Raw genomic sequence first — 17,904 nt, forward strand, 5'->3', positions numbered from 1 at the left:
ATCGCCCCGAAGGGCGATTTTTTTTACCACCAACCCCAACCGCGGTAGCCCCAGCCGGGACCCCAACCCGGGCCCCACGGGCCATACGGGTAGACCGGCACCACATCCACCTGGCGCTGTTCCGGCCACAGGTAGATCACGTCGGCCTCCAGCTTGGGCAGGCGGTACTCGTAATCGCCGATGCGGGTGTTCTCGTAGCCGGCGATCTTGCCGATGAAGGTCACGTCGCGGCCTTCCTCGAACACGGCCGGGTCATAGAAGCCGGCACGGCAGGCCACGAAGCGGCCATCGCTGGCGTCATTGGAACTGGTGTTCGGGCGGCCGCTGCCATTGAGCGGGCGCGACAGCAGCTGGAAGCAGGTCTGGCCCTGGCCTGGGGTGGTTTCGATGATGCGTCCGCCCCAGCGGACCGGCGTGCCCACCTGCTGGGTGGCGACCGAATCGCGCGGGCTGACCACGCTGAACTGCCCCTGCAGCGGTTTGGGGGCCGTGGCACAGGCGGCCAGCGCCAGCGACGCGGCAAGGGGAAGCAGGATCTTGACGTTCATGAGGTTGCTCCGGTGGACGGGCGATGCCTGTGCAGGTCACGCACGAGTGAAGGGTCGAGCTCAGCGCCAGCGTAGCGCGCGTGAACGAAACGCTGGCTGAGCGGAATCAACGCCGGGTCGGGACGTTGCCGGTGGACGCGCTGCGCCCACTCCGTGGCGGTTTCCGCAGGTTCCCGGGCCAGGCCATGCCGCGCGTAACGCCGCCCCAGCCGGTGCCAGGCCCGCAGCAGGGGATCGCGCTCACGCTCCCCGCGGGCCAGCAGCCATGCCATCCAGCCTAGCGCGCCGCCTGCGAAGGCAATGAAAATGCCAACCAGCTGCGCCGGCTCCAGCTTGTCGATGCCAAGGGGACGCAGCAGCTGCTGCTGGCGGTTGGCGTCGAAGGACAGCACCAAGTCGTTCCAGCCGCGGCGCAGGAAGTCGCCCACCTGGCCCAGCTGCAGCCAGCGGCCTTCCAGGGTGGTGCCGGCGCCGTCGCCCAGGCGGTCTTCCAGCGTGTCATAGATGCGCTCGGGGGCGACCGCCGCGGTCGGGTCCACCCGCACCCAGCCGCGCTGCGGCAGCCACACTTCGGCCCAGGCGTGCGCATCCATGCGCCGCACCACGTAGTAGTTGCCGTAGGGATTGCGCTGGCCGCCGGCAAAGCCGGTGACCACCCGTGCGGGGATGCCGGCGTTGCGCATCAGCACCACGAACGAAGAGCTGAAGTGCTGGCAGAAGCCGGCCTGCTGGTCGAACAGGAACTCGTCCACGCTGTGCCGGCCCGGTGCCGGCGTTGAAAGCGTGTAGGCGAAGCGCGAGCGGATCCAGTCCAGCGCCCGCGCCACGATGGCGGCATCGTTGCTGCCCGCCTCCTGCCGCCACTGCCGGCCCAATGCTGCCGTGCGCGGGTTGAGGTCGGGCGGCAGCTGCAGTGCCAACTGCCGCTGGAACGCGCTGAGCGGCTCGGTGTACGCCGCCGCCGGTGCCGACTGCAGCCGCCAGCGGGTGAGTGCCGACAGGTTGCGATCGCTGCGCAGGCTGTAGGTGCCATCCAGCGTGGTGCCGGCCGGTGCCTGCAGGGGCAGGTCCAGCGCCACCAGCTGGCGGCGATCGGTGGGCTCGTAATCGATCTGGTAGTCCCAGCGCGCCGCGCCGCGGGTCACCGGCGGTGGCGGGCGTCGCTCGCTGTAGGGATCGCGGTCCCAGCGCCGACCGTCGAACCGGGTCATCACCGGGCCGCGCCAGTAGCGCTGCTCAGGCGGGGGCGCGGCGCCGATGAAGCTCACCCGCAGCGCGGTGGCATCATCGGCCATCAGGTCCAGCCACTCGGAAGGTTCCATGTGGTCGGACAGGCCGGGCTTGCCCACCGCGCGGTCCGGCAGCCCCCACAGCGGCTCGCTCAGTCGCGGGAACAGCCAGAACGCGGCCAGCGCCAGCGGCAGGCCCAGCGCCACCAGCTTGCCCACCCCGCGCAGCTGTTCGGCCAACGCGGCGCCGGGCGCGTGCCCTTCCGCACGCGCCAGGCGCTGCAGGGTGAGCAGCGTGGCCAGCGCCGCCAGTACCGCCAGGCCCATGGTCAGCGGGCCCTGGTCGAGCAGGAACGCAGCGAACGGGGCGAACAGCGCAAAGCCCAGCAGGCTGCGCGCATCGCGCAGGCTGCGCAGCTCGCTGGATTTCACTGCCAGCATCGCCGCCAGCAGCGCACAGCCGGTATCGCGGCCCGGGCGGGCGCCCATCTGCCAGTAGATCGCGGCCAGCATGCCCAGCACCAGCAGCACGCGGACCGGACCGGGCAGCACGCGTTGCCCGGACGCCAGTGCGGTGAGCACCGCCGCTACGGCGAACACGCTGGCCAGAAGCGGCGGCAGCTGCAGCAGCAGTGGCACCAGGGCCAGCGCCGCGCTGGCCAGGGTCCAGCGGCGGGCGGCGGGGGACAGCAGCGGGGCGGAAGGGTCAGCCATGCGGCATCAGCGCCAGTGCGCGTTGGCAGAGGTGGTGGTGGCTGCTGCCCTGGCCAGGACCCAGCGCCGGTTGGCCGGGGAGCTGCAGCGTGTAACGGCGGCCCTCGCGTTCGGCCAGGTCGACCCAGCGCGCCAGCCGCGAGATCTTCATTTCCTGCGGCAGCGGACCCATCTGCCGCCAGTCCAGCAGCACGTCCACGCCCAGGGGCCTCTCGTACTCGCGTACCAGCAGCGTGTCGCGGCGTGCGGAGTGCTTCCAGGAAATGCTTCGCTGTGGGTCGCCCGGCCGGTAGGGGCGCAGCTGGTGCAGTTCATCGCCACTGGCATGCACGCGGGTGTGCAGCGGGTCGCCATCGCCCTCGGGCAGCGGCGGTGGCTGCTGCTCGGGCGCGGCGTAGACCAGCAACGGCGTGTCCGGCCACACCCATGACCATGCCCGCACCAGCCCCAGCGGCTGGGTGGTGGAAATGCGGATGCGGTCCACGTCCAGCCAGCCGCGACGCGTGGTGGGCAGCAACAGGTCCACCTCGATCTGGTCGGTATCCACCAGGTGCCCGTAGCCCTGGCTGTCGCCCAGCGCCAGCACCAGGCCGCGGCGCACGCGCGTATCGGCACGCGACAGGTTGATGCGCAGGCGCAGCGTGGCGCCGGCCACCACCGGTTCGGCCGACACCGCATCGATCTGCAGGCCCGACAACTGCAGGTGCGCGCTGAGCGCGCTCGCAACGGCCACCGTGGCCAGCAGTAGCGCCAGCAGCAATGCCGGGTTGTTGTTGTAGTTCAGCGCGCCCATCAGCATCGTCCCCAGCAACAGGGCCACGAACAGGCCGAAGCGGGTCGGCAGCACGTAGATGCGGCGGCGGTCCATGCGGCGCGGCAGGCTCTCCGGCTGCCGTGGCCGGGCCATCAATACCAGCCTGCGCCAGCGGTCTCCCCAGCCGCTGCGCACTCAGTCCACCGGAACGGTCTGGAGGATGGCGCGGGCCAGCGCCGGTCCGGTGCTGGCCTCGGCTTCGGGTACCAGCCGGTGTCCGGCCACCGCGATGAACAGCGTCTGCACGTCTTCGGGCACCACGTGGGTGCGGCCCAGCAGCAGGGCATGCGCCTTGGCCGCACGCAGCAGCGCCAGTCCCGCGCGCGGCGAAAGGCCGACCCGCACGCCGGCGTGCTGGCGGCTGCGCGCCAGCAGTGCCTGTACGTATTGGATCAGCGCTTCGCTGGCATGCACCTGGCTGACCGCCTCGCGCAGGGCACGCACCTGGTTGTCATCCAGGCAGGCGGTGGCCTGTGCGATCAGGTGGCGGCGGTCGGTGCCGCGCAGCAGCTCGCGTTCGGATTCGGGGTTGGGATAGCCCAATGCAAGCCGTAGCAGGAAGCGGTCCAGCTGCGAATCGGGCAGCGGGAACGTGCCCGAAAGATCCACCGGGTTCTGGGTGGCGATCACGAAGAAGGGATCGGGCAGTGGATGGGTCACGCCATCAAGGGTGACCTGCTGCTCGGCCATCGCCTCGAGCAGCGCGCTCTGCGTACGTGGCGGCGCGCGGTTGATTTCATCGGCCAGCAGCACATGCGTGAAGACCGGGCCGGGATGGAACTGGAACTGGCGACTGGCGGCCTCGTAAACCGAGACGCCGAGCACATCGGCGGGCAGCAGGTCCGAGGTGAACTGCACGCGCTGGAAGCCCAATCCCAGGCTGGAGGCCAGCGCGTGGGCCAGCGTGGTCTTGCCCAGGCCGGGCAGGTCCTCGATCAGCAGGTGGCCACCGGAGAGCAGCGCGACAAATGCCAGGCGGACTTCATGGGCCTTGCCCAGCACCAGCCCATTGACCTGGTCCTGCGCGTTGCGCAGGGACTGTCGCAGTTCTTCGGGTAGCATGGCGGGCACGCGGGGCGAAGTATCCATGTTCGTCTCGTGTCGATGATTCCTTCGATTCTATAGAGCAATGCAGGGCGAACAACGCGCACGCACAATTTTTTTGGTGTTGTGGACGCTCATCACGGCCGTCAAGCTCGTGGTGGCCGCGCGTCTGCCCTTGTTCGTGGACGAAGCGTTCTATTGGCAGGAAGGCCAGCACCTGGCCGCCGCCTATTCCGACCTGCCCGGGCTGACCGCCTGGCTGGCGCGCCTGGGCGTGGAGCTGGGCGGCAACCACGTGCTGGCGCTACGCCTGCCGTTCCTGGCGATCGGCGCGATGCTGCCGTGGCTGGTCTCACGCATCGCCACCCGCTGGTTTGGCGCGGTAGCGGGCTGGCAGGCGGGCAGCCTGACCGTGTTGATGCCCCTGTCGGCCACGCTGGGCATGCTGGCCGTGCCCGATGTACCGATGGCGCTGGCGGCGGTGCTGTGCCTGGATGCCGGCGCGCGCCTGCTGCGCAACGTCGATGCGGCGGCGGCGGTGAAGCTGTCGTTGGGGCTGGTGATCGGCGCGCTGAGCCATTACCGCTTCATCGGCGTGATCGTGGTCGGTTTCATTGCCCTGCTGCTGTTGCCGCAAGGGCGGCGCACGCTGCGTGATCCGCGCGTGTGGGTCGCGCTGGCGGTGGGCGTGATGGCCTGGCTTCCGCTGCTGGCGTGGAATGCCGACAACCAGGATGCCGGCCTGAAGTTCCAGGTGGTCGAACGCCACCCGTGGGCATTCCAGTGGAGCGGCCTGTGGTTCCTGGTGATCCAGCCGATGCTGGTCACGCCGATCCTGTGCATCGCGATGTGGAAGGTGGCATTGGCCGGCACCCGTTCCGGCGGTGGCGCACGTGCGCAGTGGCGCTACTTCGGCCTGGTCGGTGCGGTGTCCACGCTGGCGATTTTCGCGCTGGGCTTCTTCACCGACGTGGAGCGCATCAGCTTCCATTGGCCGTTGCCTGGCTACCTGGCGCTGCTGGTGGCGGTGCCGGTGGTGCTCAATGGCTGGCCGCGCTGGTTGCGCCGGACCGGCTGGTGGCTGGCCGGCGCAGGGCTGGCACTGGCGTTCTCCTATTACCTGGTGGCCTCCAGTCCGGGTCTTCGCGAGCAGCTGGCCGGCGACAAGTATTACCCGCGCAATTTCGCCGGCTGGGCGCCGCTGGCCGATGAGGTGCGCAAGGAGCTGGCGGGCATGCCGCCGGGCACGCGCATACTGGCCGGCAACTTCAAGGTAGGGGCCGAGCTGGGCTTCCAGCTGCGCGATCCACGCATCGAAGTGCTGCGCCACCCGCTCAACGACAAGCACGGCCGCACCGCGCAGCTCGGCCTGTGGGGCCTGCTGCACGATGGCCAGCGCGATGCGCCGATGCTGCTGGTGCTGTCGCCCAGTGACCAGCGTTACCGCGACCTGCTGGAGCGCTACCACGACATCTGCGCGCAGGTGGGGCCGTTGCCGCCGCCGCGCGTGGTCAGCCAGGACCATGGCTACCAGCGCTTCCTGCTGTTCAAGCTGCCTGCGCAGCGCATCGATGGCCCCTGCGTGACCCCGGCCATGGCCTGGGTGGATGCGCCCCTGCAGGATGAGACCGTGGCCGAGCGCATGGACGTGCGCGGGTGGGCGTTCAAGGACGGCGTCGGGCTGTCGCGCGTGGCGCTGTCGATCGATGGCCAGCCGGTAGGCGATGCGGTGTACGGTCGCGCGCGTGACATCACGGCCGCGTGGAAGATCTCCACCGATCCCCAGCACCCGCGCGTGGCCTTCGATGCCACGCTCGACACCCGCCAGCTCGCGCCTGGCAAGCACTGGCTGGGCATGACGCTGTATGGCAACGATGGCAGCGTGGAGCAGTGGCAGGAACAATCTTTCATCGTTCCGGCACGCTGATCGCCTGGATCGGCGTCAGGGCAGGGTGTAGCCGGCCTGGCGCAGCAGCCCGCCGAGGGCGATCAGCGGCAGGCCGATCAACGCGGTCGGGTCGCGGTTGTCGATCGCCTCGAACAGCGTGATGCCCAGTCCCTCGCACTTGAAGCTGCCGGCGCAGTCCAGCGGCTGCTCGGCCGCCACGTAGCGGGCAATCTCGTCCGCGCCCAGTGCCCGGAACCGTACCTCGGTCAGGTCGCAGGCCTCCAGCACCTGGTCATCGCGGACCAGGCAGATCGCGGTATGGAAGGCCACCGTCTGCCCGGACATCGCCGCCAGCTGCGCGTGCGCCCCGGGCACATCGCCGGGCTTGCCCAGCGGGGCCCCGTTCAGGTCCGCGACCTGGTCCGAGCCGATCACCCATCGCCCCGGGTGGCGGGCGGCCACCTCGGCGGCCTTGGCCCGCGCCAGCCGGACGGACAGCGCACGCGGCGCTTCGCCCGGCGCCGGGGACTCGTCCACCGCCGGCCGCGCCGTCTCCAGCGGCAGGCCCAGCCGTTCCAGCAGTTCACGGCGGTAACGGGAGGTGGAGGCCAGCAGCAGGGGAAGCATGCGACAATACCGGGGTGACAGGGGTGGGCGGCACTCTACCGCAGGCTCCCGTGTCGCGGGTAATTGACAACCGCCGGCGGCATCCTTAACATTCAGCGGCTTATGTCCGCGAACGTGCCCGAATTGCTGGATGCCTGGCGGATGGTCGCAGCACGAAGGTGCTTCGACGGTCAGGTAGAACTGGCAGAAATGACCCGCCTGCAAGGCCTTGTTGCCGATACCGAGGGCAAGTGCACGTTTGCGCTTGAATTCGGCCACGACGACATCCTGCGGGTATCCTATGTGGACCTGACCATCGATACCGAGCTGCCGCTGATCTGTCAGCGCAGCCTGCAGCGCTTCCTGCTGCCGGTGTCGGTCAAGCAGCGGCTCGGCCTGATCCGCAGCGAAGACGAAGAGTCGTCGCTGCCGGAAGAGTACGAGGCGATGCTGGTGCCCGAAGACGGCAGCCTGCGTCCGCTGGATCTGGTCGAGGACGAACTGGTCCTGGCCGTGCCGGTGGTGCCGCTGTCGCCCGAGGGTGAAGCGGTGGACCGGGACTGGGCACCGACCGAAGAAGAACAGAGCAAGGCCAATCCGTTCGCGGCATTGGCGGCGCTGAAGAAACAATAGCAGCCGGATTGTCGTCGGCGGCTGCGGCGAAAGCGAAGACTGTGCTGGGCGCTGGCGTCCTGCGCGACGATACGACGAAGCAAAAACGAACCGAGTTTGGAGCAATCCCATGGCTGTGCAGAAATCCCGTGTTACCCCGTCCCGCCGCGGCCAGCGCCGTTCGCATGACGCCCTGAGCGCCAAGCAGCTGTCCACCGACCCGACCACCGGCGAAGTGCATCTGCGTCACCACATCACTGCTGACGGTTTCTACCGCGGCAAGAAGGTGATCACGACCAAGTCGAACTCGGCCGTCGAAGAAGATTGATCTGTGTGAGGGCCGCTGCCCGGTCGGGCAGCGGCCTTTACCCTTTCTTCCGTTACAGGAAATGCAATGAGCAAGCGGATCTACTCTAGGATCGCGGGCACTGGTAGTTACTTGCCCGAAAAAGTGTTGACCAACCAGGATCTGGAGAAAATGGTCGACACCAGCGATGAGTGGATCCAGACGCGCACCGGTATCCGTGAGCGGCATATCGCCGCCGACACGGAAACCACCAGCGACCTCGGCTACCACGCCGCGGTACGTGCGTTGGAAGCAGCCGGTATCGACGCTTCCCAGCTGGACATGATCGTGGTGGGAACCACCACCCCCGATCTGATCTTCCCGTCCACCGCGTGCCTGATCCAGGCCAAGCTCGGTGCGAGCGGCTGCCCTGCCTTCGACGTCAACGCCGCCTGTTCGGGCTTCGTGTTCGCGCTGGGCGTGGCCGACAAATTCATTCGTTCCGGTGATGCCCGCCACGTGCTGGTCATCGGTGCGGAAACCCTGACCCGTATCGTCGACTGGAACGACCGCACCACCTGCGTGCTGTTCGGCGATGGCGCGGGCGCGGTGGTGCTCAAGGCCGACGAAGACACCGGCATCCTGAGCACCCACCTGCATTCCGATGGCAGCAAGAAAGAGCTGCTGTGGAACCCGGTGGGCGTCTCGGCCGGCTTCGGCGAAGGCGAGCAGGCCCGCGGCGCGATCCTGATGAAGGGCAACGACGTGTTCAAGTACGCCGTCAAGGCGCTGGACTCGGTCGTGGATGAAACCCTCGACGCCAATGGCATGACCAAGGCCGACCTGGACTGGCTGATTCCGCACCAGGCCAACCTGCGCATCATCGAAGCCACCGCCAAGCGGCTGGACATGTCGATGGACCAGGTCGTGGTCACCGTGGACAGGCACGGCAACACCTCCTCCGCTTCGGTGCCGATGGCGCTGGACGTGGCGGTGCGCTCGGGCAAGGTACAGCGCGGCCAGTTGCTGCTGCTGGAAGCCTTCGGCGGCGGCTTCACCTGGGGTTCGGCGCTGCTGCGTTATTAATACGTTAATCGGTTCACACGAAACGGCCCCGATGGGGCCGTTTTGCATTTCTGGAGGTGTGTCATGGTCGAACCCATTGTCATCGAGGGTCAGCGCGCCTGGCTGAAGCAGTACGGTGAAAGCAGCCGCGCGGTCGCGCTGGGCCTGCTCAATTTCGTGGCCAACCGCTTCCAGCTGGACGCGCTGCGCCCACCGCCGCACCGCGGCGGTGACGCCGCCCGGGAAACCGAAGCGCGGCGCCTGGCCGAACTGCAGGCGCAAGGGGTGAACGTGCCGCACGTGATCGGCAGCGGCCATGCCTCGCTCGTGCTGGGCGACAACGGCAGCTCCTTCAACACCTGCCTGCGCCAGGCCGACGATGCCGGCCGCGACGCACTGGTGTCGGCGGCGATGGAGGCCATCGTGGCCGCCCATGCCAAGGGCGCCTATTTCGGCCAGCCACTGCCGCGCAACCTGACCTGGGATGGCCGGGCCATCGGCTTCATCGATTTCGAGGAAGATCCGCTGGAAGTGATGGACCTGGCCCAGGCCCAGGCCCGCGACTGGCTGATGTTCGGTTATGGCGTGGCCAAGTACTACGAACACCGCCCCGAGCAGCTGCAGGCGCTGATGGCCGCGGCCATGGATGGCGAAGACGCCCCGGTGCTGGCGCATGCGCACGAGGTTTCCGGCCGGCTGCAGCGGCTGGCCCGCTACAGCATGAAGATGGGGCGCTCGGCGCGCGCGCTGGCGCACGCCATCGTGATCGTGCACGGGGCGACCACGCTGGGCATGTTGATGTTGGTGGCGATCTGCTTTGATTTCTTCAGCGATGGCGACCTGGACATTCTGCAACTGTTTGTTTGAGGGCGTGCCGACCAACGGTCGGCACCTGCCGGGGGCTGGTCAATACGCGCCAGTACAGACGAAGCGCGGTATTCCCCCTTATCATTCGCCGTTCGATTTTTGCAGGCGGAACTCCGCGTGACCGATTCCAATCTCGCTTTCGTGTTCCCCGGCCAGGGCTCGCAGTCGCTGGGCATGCTGGCTGAACTGGCTGAACTGCACCCGCAGGTGCGTGAAGCGTTCACCGAAGCCTCCGATGGCGCCGGCGTGGACCTGTGGGCGCTGTCGCAGGGCGGCCCGGAAGAGATGCTCAACCGCACCGAATACACCCAGCCGGCCCTGCTGGCCGCCAGCATCGGCGTGTGGCGTGCATGGCAGGCCGTGGGCGGTGCCCAGCCGGCCGTGCTGGCCGGGCACAGCCTGGGCGAGTACACCGCCCTGGTGGCCGCCGGCGCACTGTCGCTGCGTGACGGCGCGCACCTGGTGCGCCTGCGCGGCCAGCTGATGCAGGACGCCGCCCCGACCGGCGTGGGCGCCATGGCCGCCGTGCTCGGCGCCGAAGACGCCCTCGTCAAGGAAGTCTGTGAACAGGCCTCCGGCAGCCAGGTGGTGGTGCCGGCCAACTACAACTCGCCCGGCCAGATCGTCATCGGCGGCGATGCCGCTGCCGTCGACCGCGCCTTGGCGCTGCTGGCCGAAAAGGGCGTGCGCAAGGCCGTGAAGCTGGCCGTCAGCGTGCCCTCGCACACCCCGCTCATGCGCGAAGCCGCCAACCGCCTGCAGGAAACCATGGCTGGCCTGGACTGGCGCGTGCCGGCCTTGCCGGTGGTGCAGAACGTGGATGCCCGCGTGCACGACGGCATCGATGCCATCCGCACCGCCCTGGTCCAGCAGTTGTACCTGCCGGTGCAGTGGACCGGCTGCGTCGAAGCCCTGGCCGCGCGCGGCGTGACCCGCGTGGCCGAATGCGGCCCCGGCAAGGTGCTCAGCGGCTTGATCAAGCGCATCGACAAGGGCCTGGATGCGCGCACACTGTCCACGCCCGCCGACTTCGAGACGGCCCGCGAGACCTGGGCCGCCTGATGACTTTCGACCGCGTTCGCCACGTGCCAGCCCCCGGGCCGGCGCTGCGGACCGGTCCCGTTCGAGGAAACTGAGCATGAGCAAGCCCCTTCAGGGTGAAATCGCACTGGTGACCGGCGCCAGCCGTGGCATCGGCGCGGCGATCGCCGATGCACTGGCCGCGCAGGGCGCGACCGTGATCGGTACCGCCACCACCGAATCCGGTGCTGCCGCCATCGGCGAGCGCCTGGCGGCCGCAGGCGGCCACGGCCGCGCGCTGAACGTGACCGACCCGGCCGCGCTCGAGGCCGTGCTGGACGGCATTGCCAAGGAATTTGGTGCCATCACCATCCTGGTCAACAATGCCGGCATCACCCGCGACAACCTGCTGCTGCGCATGAAGGACGAGGACTGGCAGGCCATCCTCGACACCAACCTGACCAGCGTCTTCCGCACCTCCAAGGCCGTCATCCGCGGCATGATGAAGGCGCGCAAGGGCCGCATCATCAACATCGCCTCGGTGATCGGCGTGACCGGCAATGCCGGCCAGGCCAATTACGCCGCGGCCAAGGCCGGCATCATCGCCTTCTCCAAGTCGCTGGCCAAGGAAATCGGCTCGCGCGGCATCACCGTCAACGTGGTCGCCCCGGGCTTCATCGATACCGACATGACCAAGGCGTTGCCGGAAGAACAGCGCACCGGTCTGGTCAAGTCGATCGCCCTGGAACGCCTGGGCGAGCCGTCCGACATCGCCAATGCGGTGGCGTTCCTGGCCGGTCCCTCGGCCAGCTACATCACCGGCGAAACCCTCCATGTGAACGGCGGCATGTACATGCCGTAAGCATGTGGTGCAGGGACTGCACCGCAAGTGGTTGATCCAAATGGAGTTTTGCAGCCATGCAAGGCCCCTGCGGTTTCCACTACACTATCCCACGGCCATCGCCATTTGATGGCGTCACTTTTTGAACCACTACTCCATCTGGAGCGATATCCAATGAGCACCATCGAAGAACGCGTCAAGAAAATCGTCGTCGAACAGCTTGGCGTCAAGGAAGAAGAAGTTGTCACCACCGCATCGTTCGTCGATGACCTGGGTGCCGACTCCCTGGACACCGTTGAACTGGTGATGGCGCTGGAAGAAGAATTCGAGTGCGAGATCCCGGACGAAGAAGCCGAGAAGATCAGCACCGTCCAGGCTGCGATCGACTACGTCAAGGCTCACGTCAAGGCGTGATGTCGGGCGGCTTGCGCGCGGTCGTGGTGCTTACCGCCACCGCGTGCAGCAAACCCATGGGGCCGCGCTTGCGGCCCTGTGCTTTTGAGCGTTACACCGCGTCAACCCCGCACTACCCGGGTCAGGAGAATCTGCAATGAAGCGTCGCGTCGTCGTTACCGGCATGGGCATGGTCTCGCCGTTGGGCAATGATCTGGCCACCAGTTGGAAGGGCATCACCGAAGGCCGTTCCGGCATCGGTCCGCTGACCAACGTTTCGCAGGCTTACCTGGACCGTTTCACCACCAAGATTGCAGGTGAGGTCAGGGACTTCGACATCACCGCCGACAACGAACAGTTCGGCAAGTTCCGGGTCAGTGGCAAGGATGCCAAGAAGATGGACCCGTTCATCCATTACGGCCTCGGTGCCGCCTTCATGGCCTTGAACGATTCGGGCCTGGAGATCACCGACGGCAATGCCGAACGCATCGGCGCCATCGTCGGCGCGGGCATCGGCGGCCTGCTGGGCATCGAGGAACAGACCATCGAGTTCCACGAGGGCAAGAAGATCTCGCCCTTCTACGTGCCCAAGACCATCATCAACATGCTGCCCGGGCAGCTGAGCATCATCACCGGGTTGAAGGGCCCGTCGTTCTCGGCGGTGTCGGCCTGCGCCACCTCGAATCATTCCATTGGCACCGCCATGCGCATGATCCAGTACGGCGATGCGGACGTGATGGTGGTGGGCGGTGCCGAGCGCGGCTCCTCGCCGACGGCGCTGGGCGGCTTCTGCGCCATGAAGGCGATGAGCACCCGCAACGACGCCCCGGCCGAAGCATCGCGCCCGTGGGACAAGGAACGCGACGGTTTCGTGCTCGGCGACGGCGCCGGCATCCTGATCCTGGAAGAGTACGAACACGCCAAGGCCCGTGGCGCGCGCATCTATGCCGAGCTGGCCGGTTTCGGCGCCAGCTCCGATGCGTACCACATGACCGCCCCGAGCGAGAACGGCGAAGGCGCCGCCCGCTGCATGACCATGGCCCTCAAGGATGCCGGCGTTACCCCGGACCAGGTGGGCTACCTCAACGCGCACGGCACCTCCACGCCGCTGGGCGACCTGGGCGAAACCATGGCCATGAAGACCGCCTTCGGCGACCACGCCTACAAGATGATGGTCAGCTCCACCAAGTCGATGACCGGCCACCTGCTCGGCGCCGCCGGCGGCGTGGAAGCCATCTTCTCGGTGCTGGCGCTGCGCGACAACATCATTCCGCCCACCATCAACCTGCACGAAGCGGGCGAGGGCTGCGACCTGGATTACGTCCCCAACACCGCACGCGAGGCCAAGGTGGATGTGGTGATGTCCAACGGCTTCGGCTTCGGCGGCACCAACGGCACGCTGGTGTTCAAGCGCGTCTGAGCGCGCCACCCAACGTCACCGCACCGGGCCGCCATCTTGGCGGCCTTGGTGTATCTGGCCCCCGCACTTACTTTGGTTGCCCTGCCATGTTCCAGACCCGCCTGCTGCCCGACACCACCGACCTGCTTGCGCTGCAGCGGCTGGCGCCGGAGCGTTACCCGCTGCTGATGGAATCCACCGCCTCGGGCACCGCGCAGGGCCGCTGGGACCTGCTGCTGATGGGCAACGGTGAATCGCTGGCGCTGCATGCAGATGGCGTGGTGCGCGACCACGGCGGTGCCGCGCACGCCGGCAGCTTCCTCGACGTGCTCGATGCGCACTGGCAGTCCCTGCGTCTGCCGCGCGAAGAAACCGGCCTGCCGTACCGGGGCGGCTGGGCGCTGATGCTCGACTACGAACTGGCCGGCCAGATCGAAACCGTGCTCCACCTGCCGGCGCGCGTCGACGGCCTGCCCAGTGCACTGGCCCTGCGCTGTCCGGCCGCCGTGCTGCATGACCGCGTGCTGGGCCAGTTCCACGCCGTGTGCGAAACCGACCACGCCGACCAGCTCGACACGCTGCTGCAGGACCTGGATGCCACCGCCACGCTGCCGCCGCTGCCGCAGTGGCAGCCACCGGCGCAGATGGAAGAGGACGCGCCCACGCGCTTCACCGACGGCGTGGGCAAGGTCATCGAGTACCTGCGTGCCGGTGATGTGTTCCAGGTGAACCTGTCGCGGCGCTGGGTTGCGCATTTCGATGACACGCTGTCACCGCAGGCGCTGTATGCGCAGCTGCGCGTGGCCAATCCGGCACCGTTCGCCGGCCTGTTCATCGCGCAGGGCAGGGCAGTGGTGAGCTCCTCGCCGGAGCGCCTGGTCTCGGTGCATGGCGATGACGTGCAGACCCGCCCGATTGCCGGCACGCGCCCGCGCTTCGCCGGCGACGACGATGCCGAACGCATCCGCGAACTGGTCGGCCACCCCAAGGAGCGCGCCGAACACGTGATGCTGATCGACCTGGAACGCAACGACCTGGGCCGCATCTGCACCGCTGGCAGCGTGGAAGTGGATGAGCTGATGAGCGTGGAAAGCTACGCGCACGTGCACCACATCGTGAGCAACGTGCGCGGCCGCCTGCGACCGGGCGTGAGCCCCGGCCAGGTGATTGCCGCCACCTTCCCCGGCGGCACCATCACCGGCTGCCCCAAGGTGCGCTGCATGCAGATCATCGCCGAGCTCGAACAGACCGCGCGCGGCGCCTACACCGGCGCGTTCGGCTGGCTGAACCGCGATGGCGACCTGGACCTGAACATCCTCATCCGCACTGCCGAAGTCGCCGGCACCCACGCCGCCTTCCGTACCGGCGCCGGCATCGTGGTCGATTCGGATCCGGCAAAGGAGCTGGACGAAACCCGCGCCAAGGCCCGCGGCCTGATGCGCGCGCTCGGCCGCCAGGAATGAGCCAAGGTATGCTGTAGGGCGAACAAACCCGTAGAGCCACGCCCTGCGTGGCTGCACCACCCACAGAGGAATGCATGGCAGGCGTAAAACGAGGTTGTCTCACCGTCCTGGCGGTACTGCTGCTCGGCGCACTGCTGCTGGCCGCCGCCGGCGCATGGTTCTGGCACAGCCAGAGCGGCTTCGCCGACACCGCCATCAGCCCCGACCAGCCCAGCGTCGTCATCGCCCCGGGCGATGGCCTGCAGACCGTCGTGCGCAAACTGCGCGACGCCGGCGTGGATGAAGGCAACGACACCCAGTGGCAGCTGCTCGCGCGCCAGCTGGACGCCGCCGGCAAGCTCAAGGTCGGCGAGTACGCGCTGGACGCCAGGCTCACCCCGCGCGAACTGCTCACCCGCATGCGCCAGGGCCGCACCCTGCAGCACCGCGTCACCATCGTGGAAGGCTGGAACATCCGCCAGCTGCGCGCCGCGCTCAAGCGCGCCGATCCGCTCATCCACAAAACCGACGAACTGGACGATGCCGCGCTGATGAAGACGCTCGGCTTCCCCGGCCAGCACCCGGAAGGCCGCTTCCTGCCCGAGACCTACGTCTATCAGCGCGGCGATACCGACCTGGACGTGCTCAAGCGCGCCCACGCTGCCATGGAAAAGGAACTGGCCGCCGTCTGGGAAAGCCGCGCCGACGACCTGCCGCTGAATTCCCCGTATGAGCTGCTGATTCTGGCGTCCATCATCGAAAAAGAAACCGCGCTGCCCAGCGAGCGCCCGCAGATTGCCGGCGTGTTCGTGCGCCGCCTGAAGATGGGCATGCGCCTGCAGACCGACCCGACTGTGATCTACGGCATCGGCAGCAGCTACGACGGCAACATCCGCAAGCGCGACCTCACCACCGATACGCCGTACAACACCTACACCCGCGCCGGGCTGACCCCCACCCCGATCGCCATGCCGGGCCGCGACGCCCTGCAGGCCGCCGCACGCCCGGCCCCGGGCGATGCGCTGTACTTCGTGGCCGTCGGCGATGGCAGCGGCGCACACGTGTTCTCGGCCAACTACACCGACCACAACGCCGCCGTGGCCCGTTACCTGCAGCAGCTGCGCCAGCAGCGCGCCCAGTCGCAGGCGGCACCGCAATGAGCCCCGCACTGCGCCGCCACCCGCGGTTCATCAGCCTGGAAGGCGGCGAGGGCGCCGGCAAGACCACCGCGCTCAACGCCATCCGCGCTGCCCTGCAGGCGCAGGGCTGTGAGGTGGTGCTCACCCGCGAACCCGGCGGCACCCCGCTGGCCGAGCGCATCCGCGCGCTGGTGCTGACCCCGGATCCGGAAATCGCCGCCGAGCCGCTCAGCGCCGAAGCCGAGCTGCTGCTGGTGTTCGCCGCCCGTGCCCAGCACGTGCGCCAGGTGATCGAACCGGCCCTGCGCCGGGGCTGCTACGTGCTCAGCGACCGCTTCACCGATTCCAGCTACGCCTACCAGGGCGGCGGCCGTGGCCTGGAGCCGGCATGGATCGCCGAGCTCGAACGCCGCGCGGTGGGCCTGCTGCCCGGCCTGACCCTGCTGCTGGATGTGGACGTGGCCGTGGGCCGCGCCCGCGCCAACGGCCGCGACCTGTGGCCGGACCGCATCGAAAGCGAGCAGGACGATTTCTTCCAGCGCGTGCGCGCGGTGTTCCGCGAGCGCGCCACCCAGGACCCCACGCGGTTCCGCCTGATCGACGCCAGCCAGGACCAGGCCGGCGTGGCCGCCCAGGTCGTGGATGCCATCAACGCATACCTCACCAAGGAGGGCGGTAATGGCTGAGTTTTCCCCCTGGCAGCAGCGCGCCTATGACCAGACCATCGCCGCGCTCGACGCTGGCCGGCTGGGCCATGGCCTGCTGATCTGCGGCCCGGCCGGGTTGGGCAAGCGCGAGGTGGCGCTGCGCATGGCCACCCATGTGCTGACCCGGGGCGAGCCGGCCGCCGCCCAGCGTGCCGCCCAGCTGATCGCCGCCGGCACCCACCCGGATCTGCAGCTGGTGTCGTTCATTCCGAACAAATCCGGCGACAAGCTGCGCACCGAGATCGTGATCGAGCAGGTGCGCGAGATCTCCCAGAAGCTCTCGCTCACCCCGCAGTACGGCATCGCCCAGGTGGTGGTGGTGGACCCGGCCGACGCCATCAATCGTGCCGCCTGCAACGCCTTGCTCAAGACCCTGGAAGAGCCGCAGCCCGGCCGCTACCTGTGGCTGATCAGCAGCGACCCGGCGCGCCTGCCGGCCACCGTGCGCAGCCGCTGCCAACGCCTGGAATTCAAACTGCCGCCGCGCGAGGAAAGCCTGGCCTGGCTGCAGGCCCAGGGCCACAGCGAAGCCAGCGCCCGCGAAGCGCTGGATGCGGCCCGGGGCCACCCCGGGCTGGCCGACGATTGGCTGCGCAACGACGGCCTGGCCCTGCGCCGGCAGGTCGCCAGCGACCTGGAAGCACTGGTGGCCGGGCGCGCCGGCGCGGTGGAACTGGCCCAGCGCTGGACCGCCGATGACCACGCCGCGCTGCGCCTGCGCCACGCCGCCGATCTGGCGTTGGCCCAGGCCACCGGGGGCGGCTTGACCGATCCCGAGCGATTGCACAAGCTGGGGGCCTGGTTCGACGCCGCCAACCGTACCCGCGATCTGTTGCGCACCACCGTGCGCGCCGACCTGGCGGTGGTGGAATTGTTGTTGGCCTGGAACAAGGTCAACGAGCGGCACGCAAAGGGGAATAGAGCATGAGCGCCACCAACGCCCGCCAGGGCATCCTGTCGCTGGCCGTCAAGGACAAAGCGTCGCTGTACAGCGCGTACATGCCGTTCGTGAAGAACGGCGGCATCTTCGTACCCACGCCCAAGCGCTACTTCCTGGGCGATGAGGTGTTCCTGCTGCTGACCCTGCCCGACTCCAGCGAGCGCCTGCCGGTGGCCGGCAAGGTCGTCTGGGTGACCCCGGCCGGTGCCCAAGGCAACCGCGCGGCGGGCATCGGCGTGCAGCTGGCAGATGGCCAGGAAGGCGAGAACGTGCGCAACAAGATCGAGACCGCGCTGGCCGGCACCCTGAACTCGGACAAGCCCACGCACACGATGTGAAGAAATTTACTC

Annotated in this window: 19 protein-coding genes; 14 read left to right on the forward strand and 5 right to left on the reverse strand. The window is 68.3% G+C overall.

Annotated features, from left to right (window positions below; translation table 11 throughout):
* Positions 1-23 precede the first annotated feature (23 nt).
* From V9K91_RS10810 to V9K91_RS10825, 4 genes are read right to left on the reverse strand one after another with little or no spacing between them, the layout of a single operon-like run.
* A complete protein-coding gene (locus tag V9K91_RS10810; protein ID WP_068849617.1) occupies positions 24-548 on the reverse strand; it encodes a Slp family lipoprotein in 525 nt (174 codons plus the stop codon).
* On the reverse strand, positions 545-2,491 hold the full coding sequence (locus V9K91_RS10815; protein ID WP_336442906.1) for a transglutaminaseTgpA domain-containing protein: 1,947 nt from the start codon (positions 2,489-2,491) through the stop codon (positions 545-547). Before V9K91_RS10815 ends, V9K91_RS10810 begins: the two co-directional genes overlap by 4 nt.
* Entirely contained in the window at positions 2,484-3,398 is a 915-nt protein-coding gene (locus tag V9K91_RS10820) for a DUF58 domain-containing protein (RefSeq protein WP_336442905.1), read from the reverse strand. The genes V9K91_RS10815 and V9K91_RS10820 overlap by 8 nt, the downstream gene beginning before the upstream one ends.
* 42 nt (positions 3,399-3,440) lie before the next feature.
* Positions 3,441-4,394 carry a MoxR family ATPase gene (locus tag V9K91_RS10825; protein WP_306989671.1) on the reverse strand — a complete coding sequence of 318 codons (954 nt, stop codon included), beginning with the start codon at positions 4,392-4,394 and terminating at the stop codon, positions 3,441-3,443.
* A gap of 40 nt (positions 4,395-4,434) precedes the next feature.
* Between V9K91_RS10825 and V9K91_RS10830 the strand changes: the two genes are divergently transcribed.
* On the forward strand, positions 4,435-6,276 hold the full coding sequence (locus V9K91_RS10830; RefSeq protein ID WP_336442904.1) for a glycosyltransferase family 39 protein: 1,842 nt from the start codon (positions 4,435-4,437) through the stop codon (positions 6,274-6,276).
* Between the two features lie 15 nt (positions 6,277-6,291).
* Here the strand turns inward: V9K91_RS10830 and V9K91_RS10835 are convergent, their stop codons facing one another.
* Positions 6,292-6,864, reverse strand: a complete 573-nt coding sequence (locus V9K91_RS10835; protein ID WP_307107386.1) for a Maf family nucleotide pyrophosphatase — start codon at positions 6,862-6,864, stop codon at positions 6,292-6,294.
* A 102-nt stretch (positions 6,865-6,966) separates the two neighbouring features.
* On the opposite strand from V9K91_RS10835, the gene V9K91_RS10840 reads away from it, so the two are divergent.
* The 13 genes from V9K91_RS10840 to V9K91_RS10900 all read left to right on the forward strand — a co-directional run bounded on the left by V9K91_RS10840 (position 6,967) and on the right by V9K91_RS10900 (position 17,892).
* On the forward strand, positions 6,967-7,476 hold the full coding sequence (locus V9K91_RS10840) for a YceD family protein (protein ID WP_095363683.1): 510 nt from the start codon (positions 6,967-6,969) through the stop codon (positions 7,474-7,476).
* Between the two features lie 109 nt (positions 7,477-7,585).
* Entirely contained in the window at positions 7,586-7,783 is a 198-nt protein-coding gene (rpmF, locus tag V9K91_RS10845; protein WP_068849629.1) for a 50S ribosomal protein L32, read from the forward strand.
* Between the two features lie 66 nt (positions 7,784-7,849).
* Positions 7,850-8,827, forward strand: a complete 978-nt coding sequence (locus V9K91_RS10850; RefSeq protein ID WP_068849631.1) for a beta-ketoacyl-ACP synthase III — start codon at positions 7,850-7,852, stop codon at positions 8,825-8,827.
* Positions 8,828-8,890: 63 nt separating this feature from the next.
* Positions 8,891-9,673 (forward strand): serine/threonine protein phosphatase, encoded by a 783-nt coding sequence (locus tag V9K91_RS10855; RefSeq protein WP_095363684.1) that lies wholly within the window; start codon positions 8,891-8,893, stop codon positions 9,671-9,673.
* A 117-nt stretch (positions 9,674-9,790) separates the two neighbouring features.
* A complete protein-coding gene (fabD, locus tag V9K91_RS10860; protein WP_068854559.1) occupies positions 9,791-10,735 on the forward strand; it encodes an ACP S-malonyltransferase in 945 nt (314 codons plus the stop codon).
* A 76-nt stretch (positions 10,736-10,811) separates the two neighbouring features.
* Positions 10,812-11,555: a 3-oxoacyl-ACP reductase FabG gene (fabG, locus tag V9K91_RS10865; protein ID WP_184124992.1), complete on the forward strand. Its 744-nt coding sequence runs from the start codon at positions 10,812-10,814 to the stop codon at positions 11,553-11,555.
* Between the two features lie 153 nt (positions 11,556-11,708).
* Entirely contained in the window at positions 11,709-11,948 is a 240-nt protein-coding gene (acpP, locus tag V9K91_RS10870; protein ID WP_068849637.1) for an acyl carrier protein, read from the forward strand.
* Between the two features lie 136 nt (positions 11,949-12,084).
* Complete coding sequence (gene fabF, locus V9K91_RS10875; RefSeq protein ID WP_068849639.1) at positions 12,085-13,347, forward strand: beta-ketoacyl-ACP synthase II; 1,263 nt, start codon at positions 12,085-12,087, stop codon at positions 13,345-13,347.
* Positions 13,348-13,433: 86 nt separating this feature from the next.
* Positions 13,434-14,789, forward strand: a complete 1,356-nt coding sequence (locus V9K91_RS10880) for an aminodeoxychorismate synthase component I (protein WP_336442903.1) — start codon at positions 13,434-13,436, stop codon at positions 14,787-14,789.
* 74 nt (positions 14,790-14,863) lie between these two features.
* Positions 14,864-15,928 carry an endolytic transglycosylase MltG gene (mltG, locus tag V9K91_RS10885; RefSeq protein WP_336442902.1) on the forward strand — a complete coding sequence of 355 codons (1,065 nt, stop codon included), beginning with the start codon at positions 14,864-14,866 and terminating at the stop codon, positions 15,926-15,928.
* The gene (gene tmk / locus V9K91_RS10890; RefSeq protein WP_068849645.1) at positions 15,925-16,593 is read left to right on the forward strand and encodes a dTMP kinase; all 669 of its coding nucleotides are present in this window, start codon (positions 15,925-15,927) and stop codon (positions 16,591-16,593) included. The genes mltG and tmk overlap by 4 nt, the downstream gene beginning before the upstream one ends.
* Entirely contained in the window at positions 16,586-17,542 is a 957-nt protein-coding gene (locus V9K91_RS10895) for a DNA polymerase III subunit delta' (RefSeq protein ID WP_184124998.1), read from the forward strand. Before tmk ends, V9K91_RS10895 begins: the two co-directional genes overlap by 8 nt.
* The gene (locus V9K91_RS10900) at positions 17,539-17,892 is read left to right on the forward strand and encodes a PilZ domain-containing protein (protein WP_068849648.1); all 354 of its coding nucleotides are present in this window, start codon (positions 17,539-17,541) and stop codon (positions 17,890-17,892) included. Before V9K91_RS10895 ends, V9K91_RS10900 begins: the two co-directional genes overlap by 4 nt.
* Positions 17,893-17,904: the final 12 nt, after the last annotated feature.

The organism is Stenotrophomonas sp. CCNWLW57, from assembly GCF_037203925.1.
GTDB lineage: Bacteria > Pseudomonadota > Gammaproteobacteria > Xanthomonadales > Xanthomonadaceae > Stenotrophomonas > Stenotrophomonas rhizophila_A.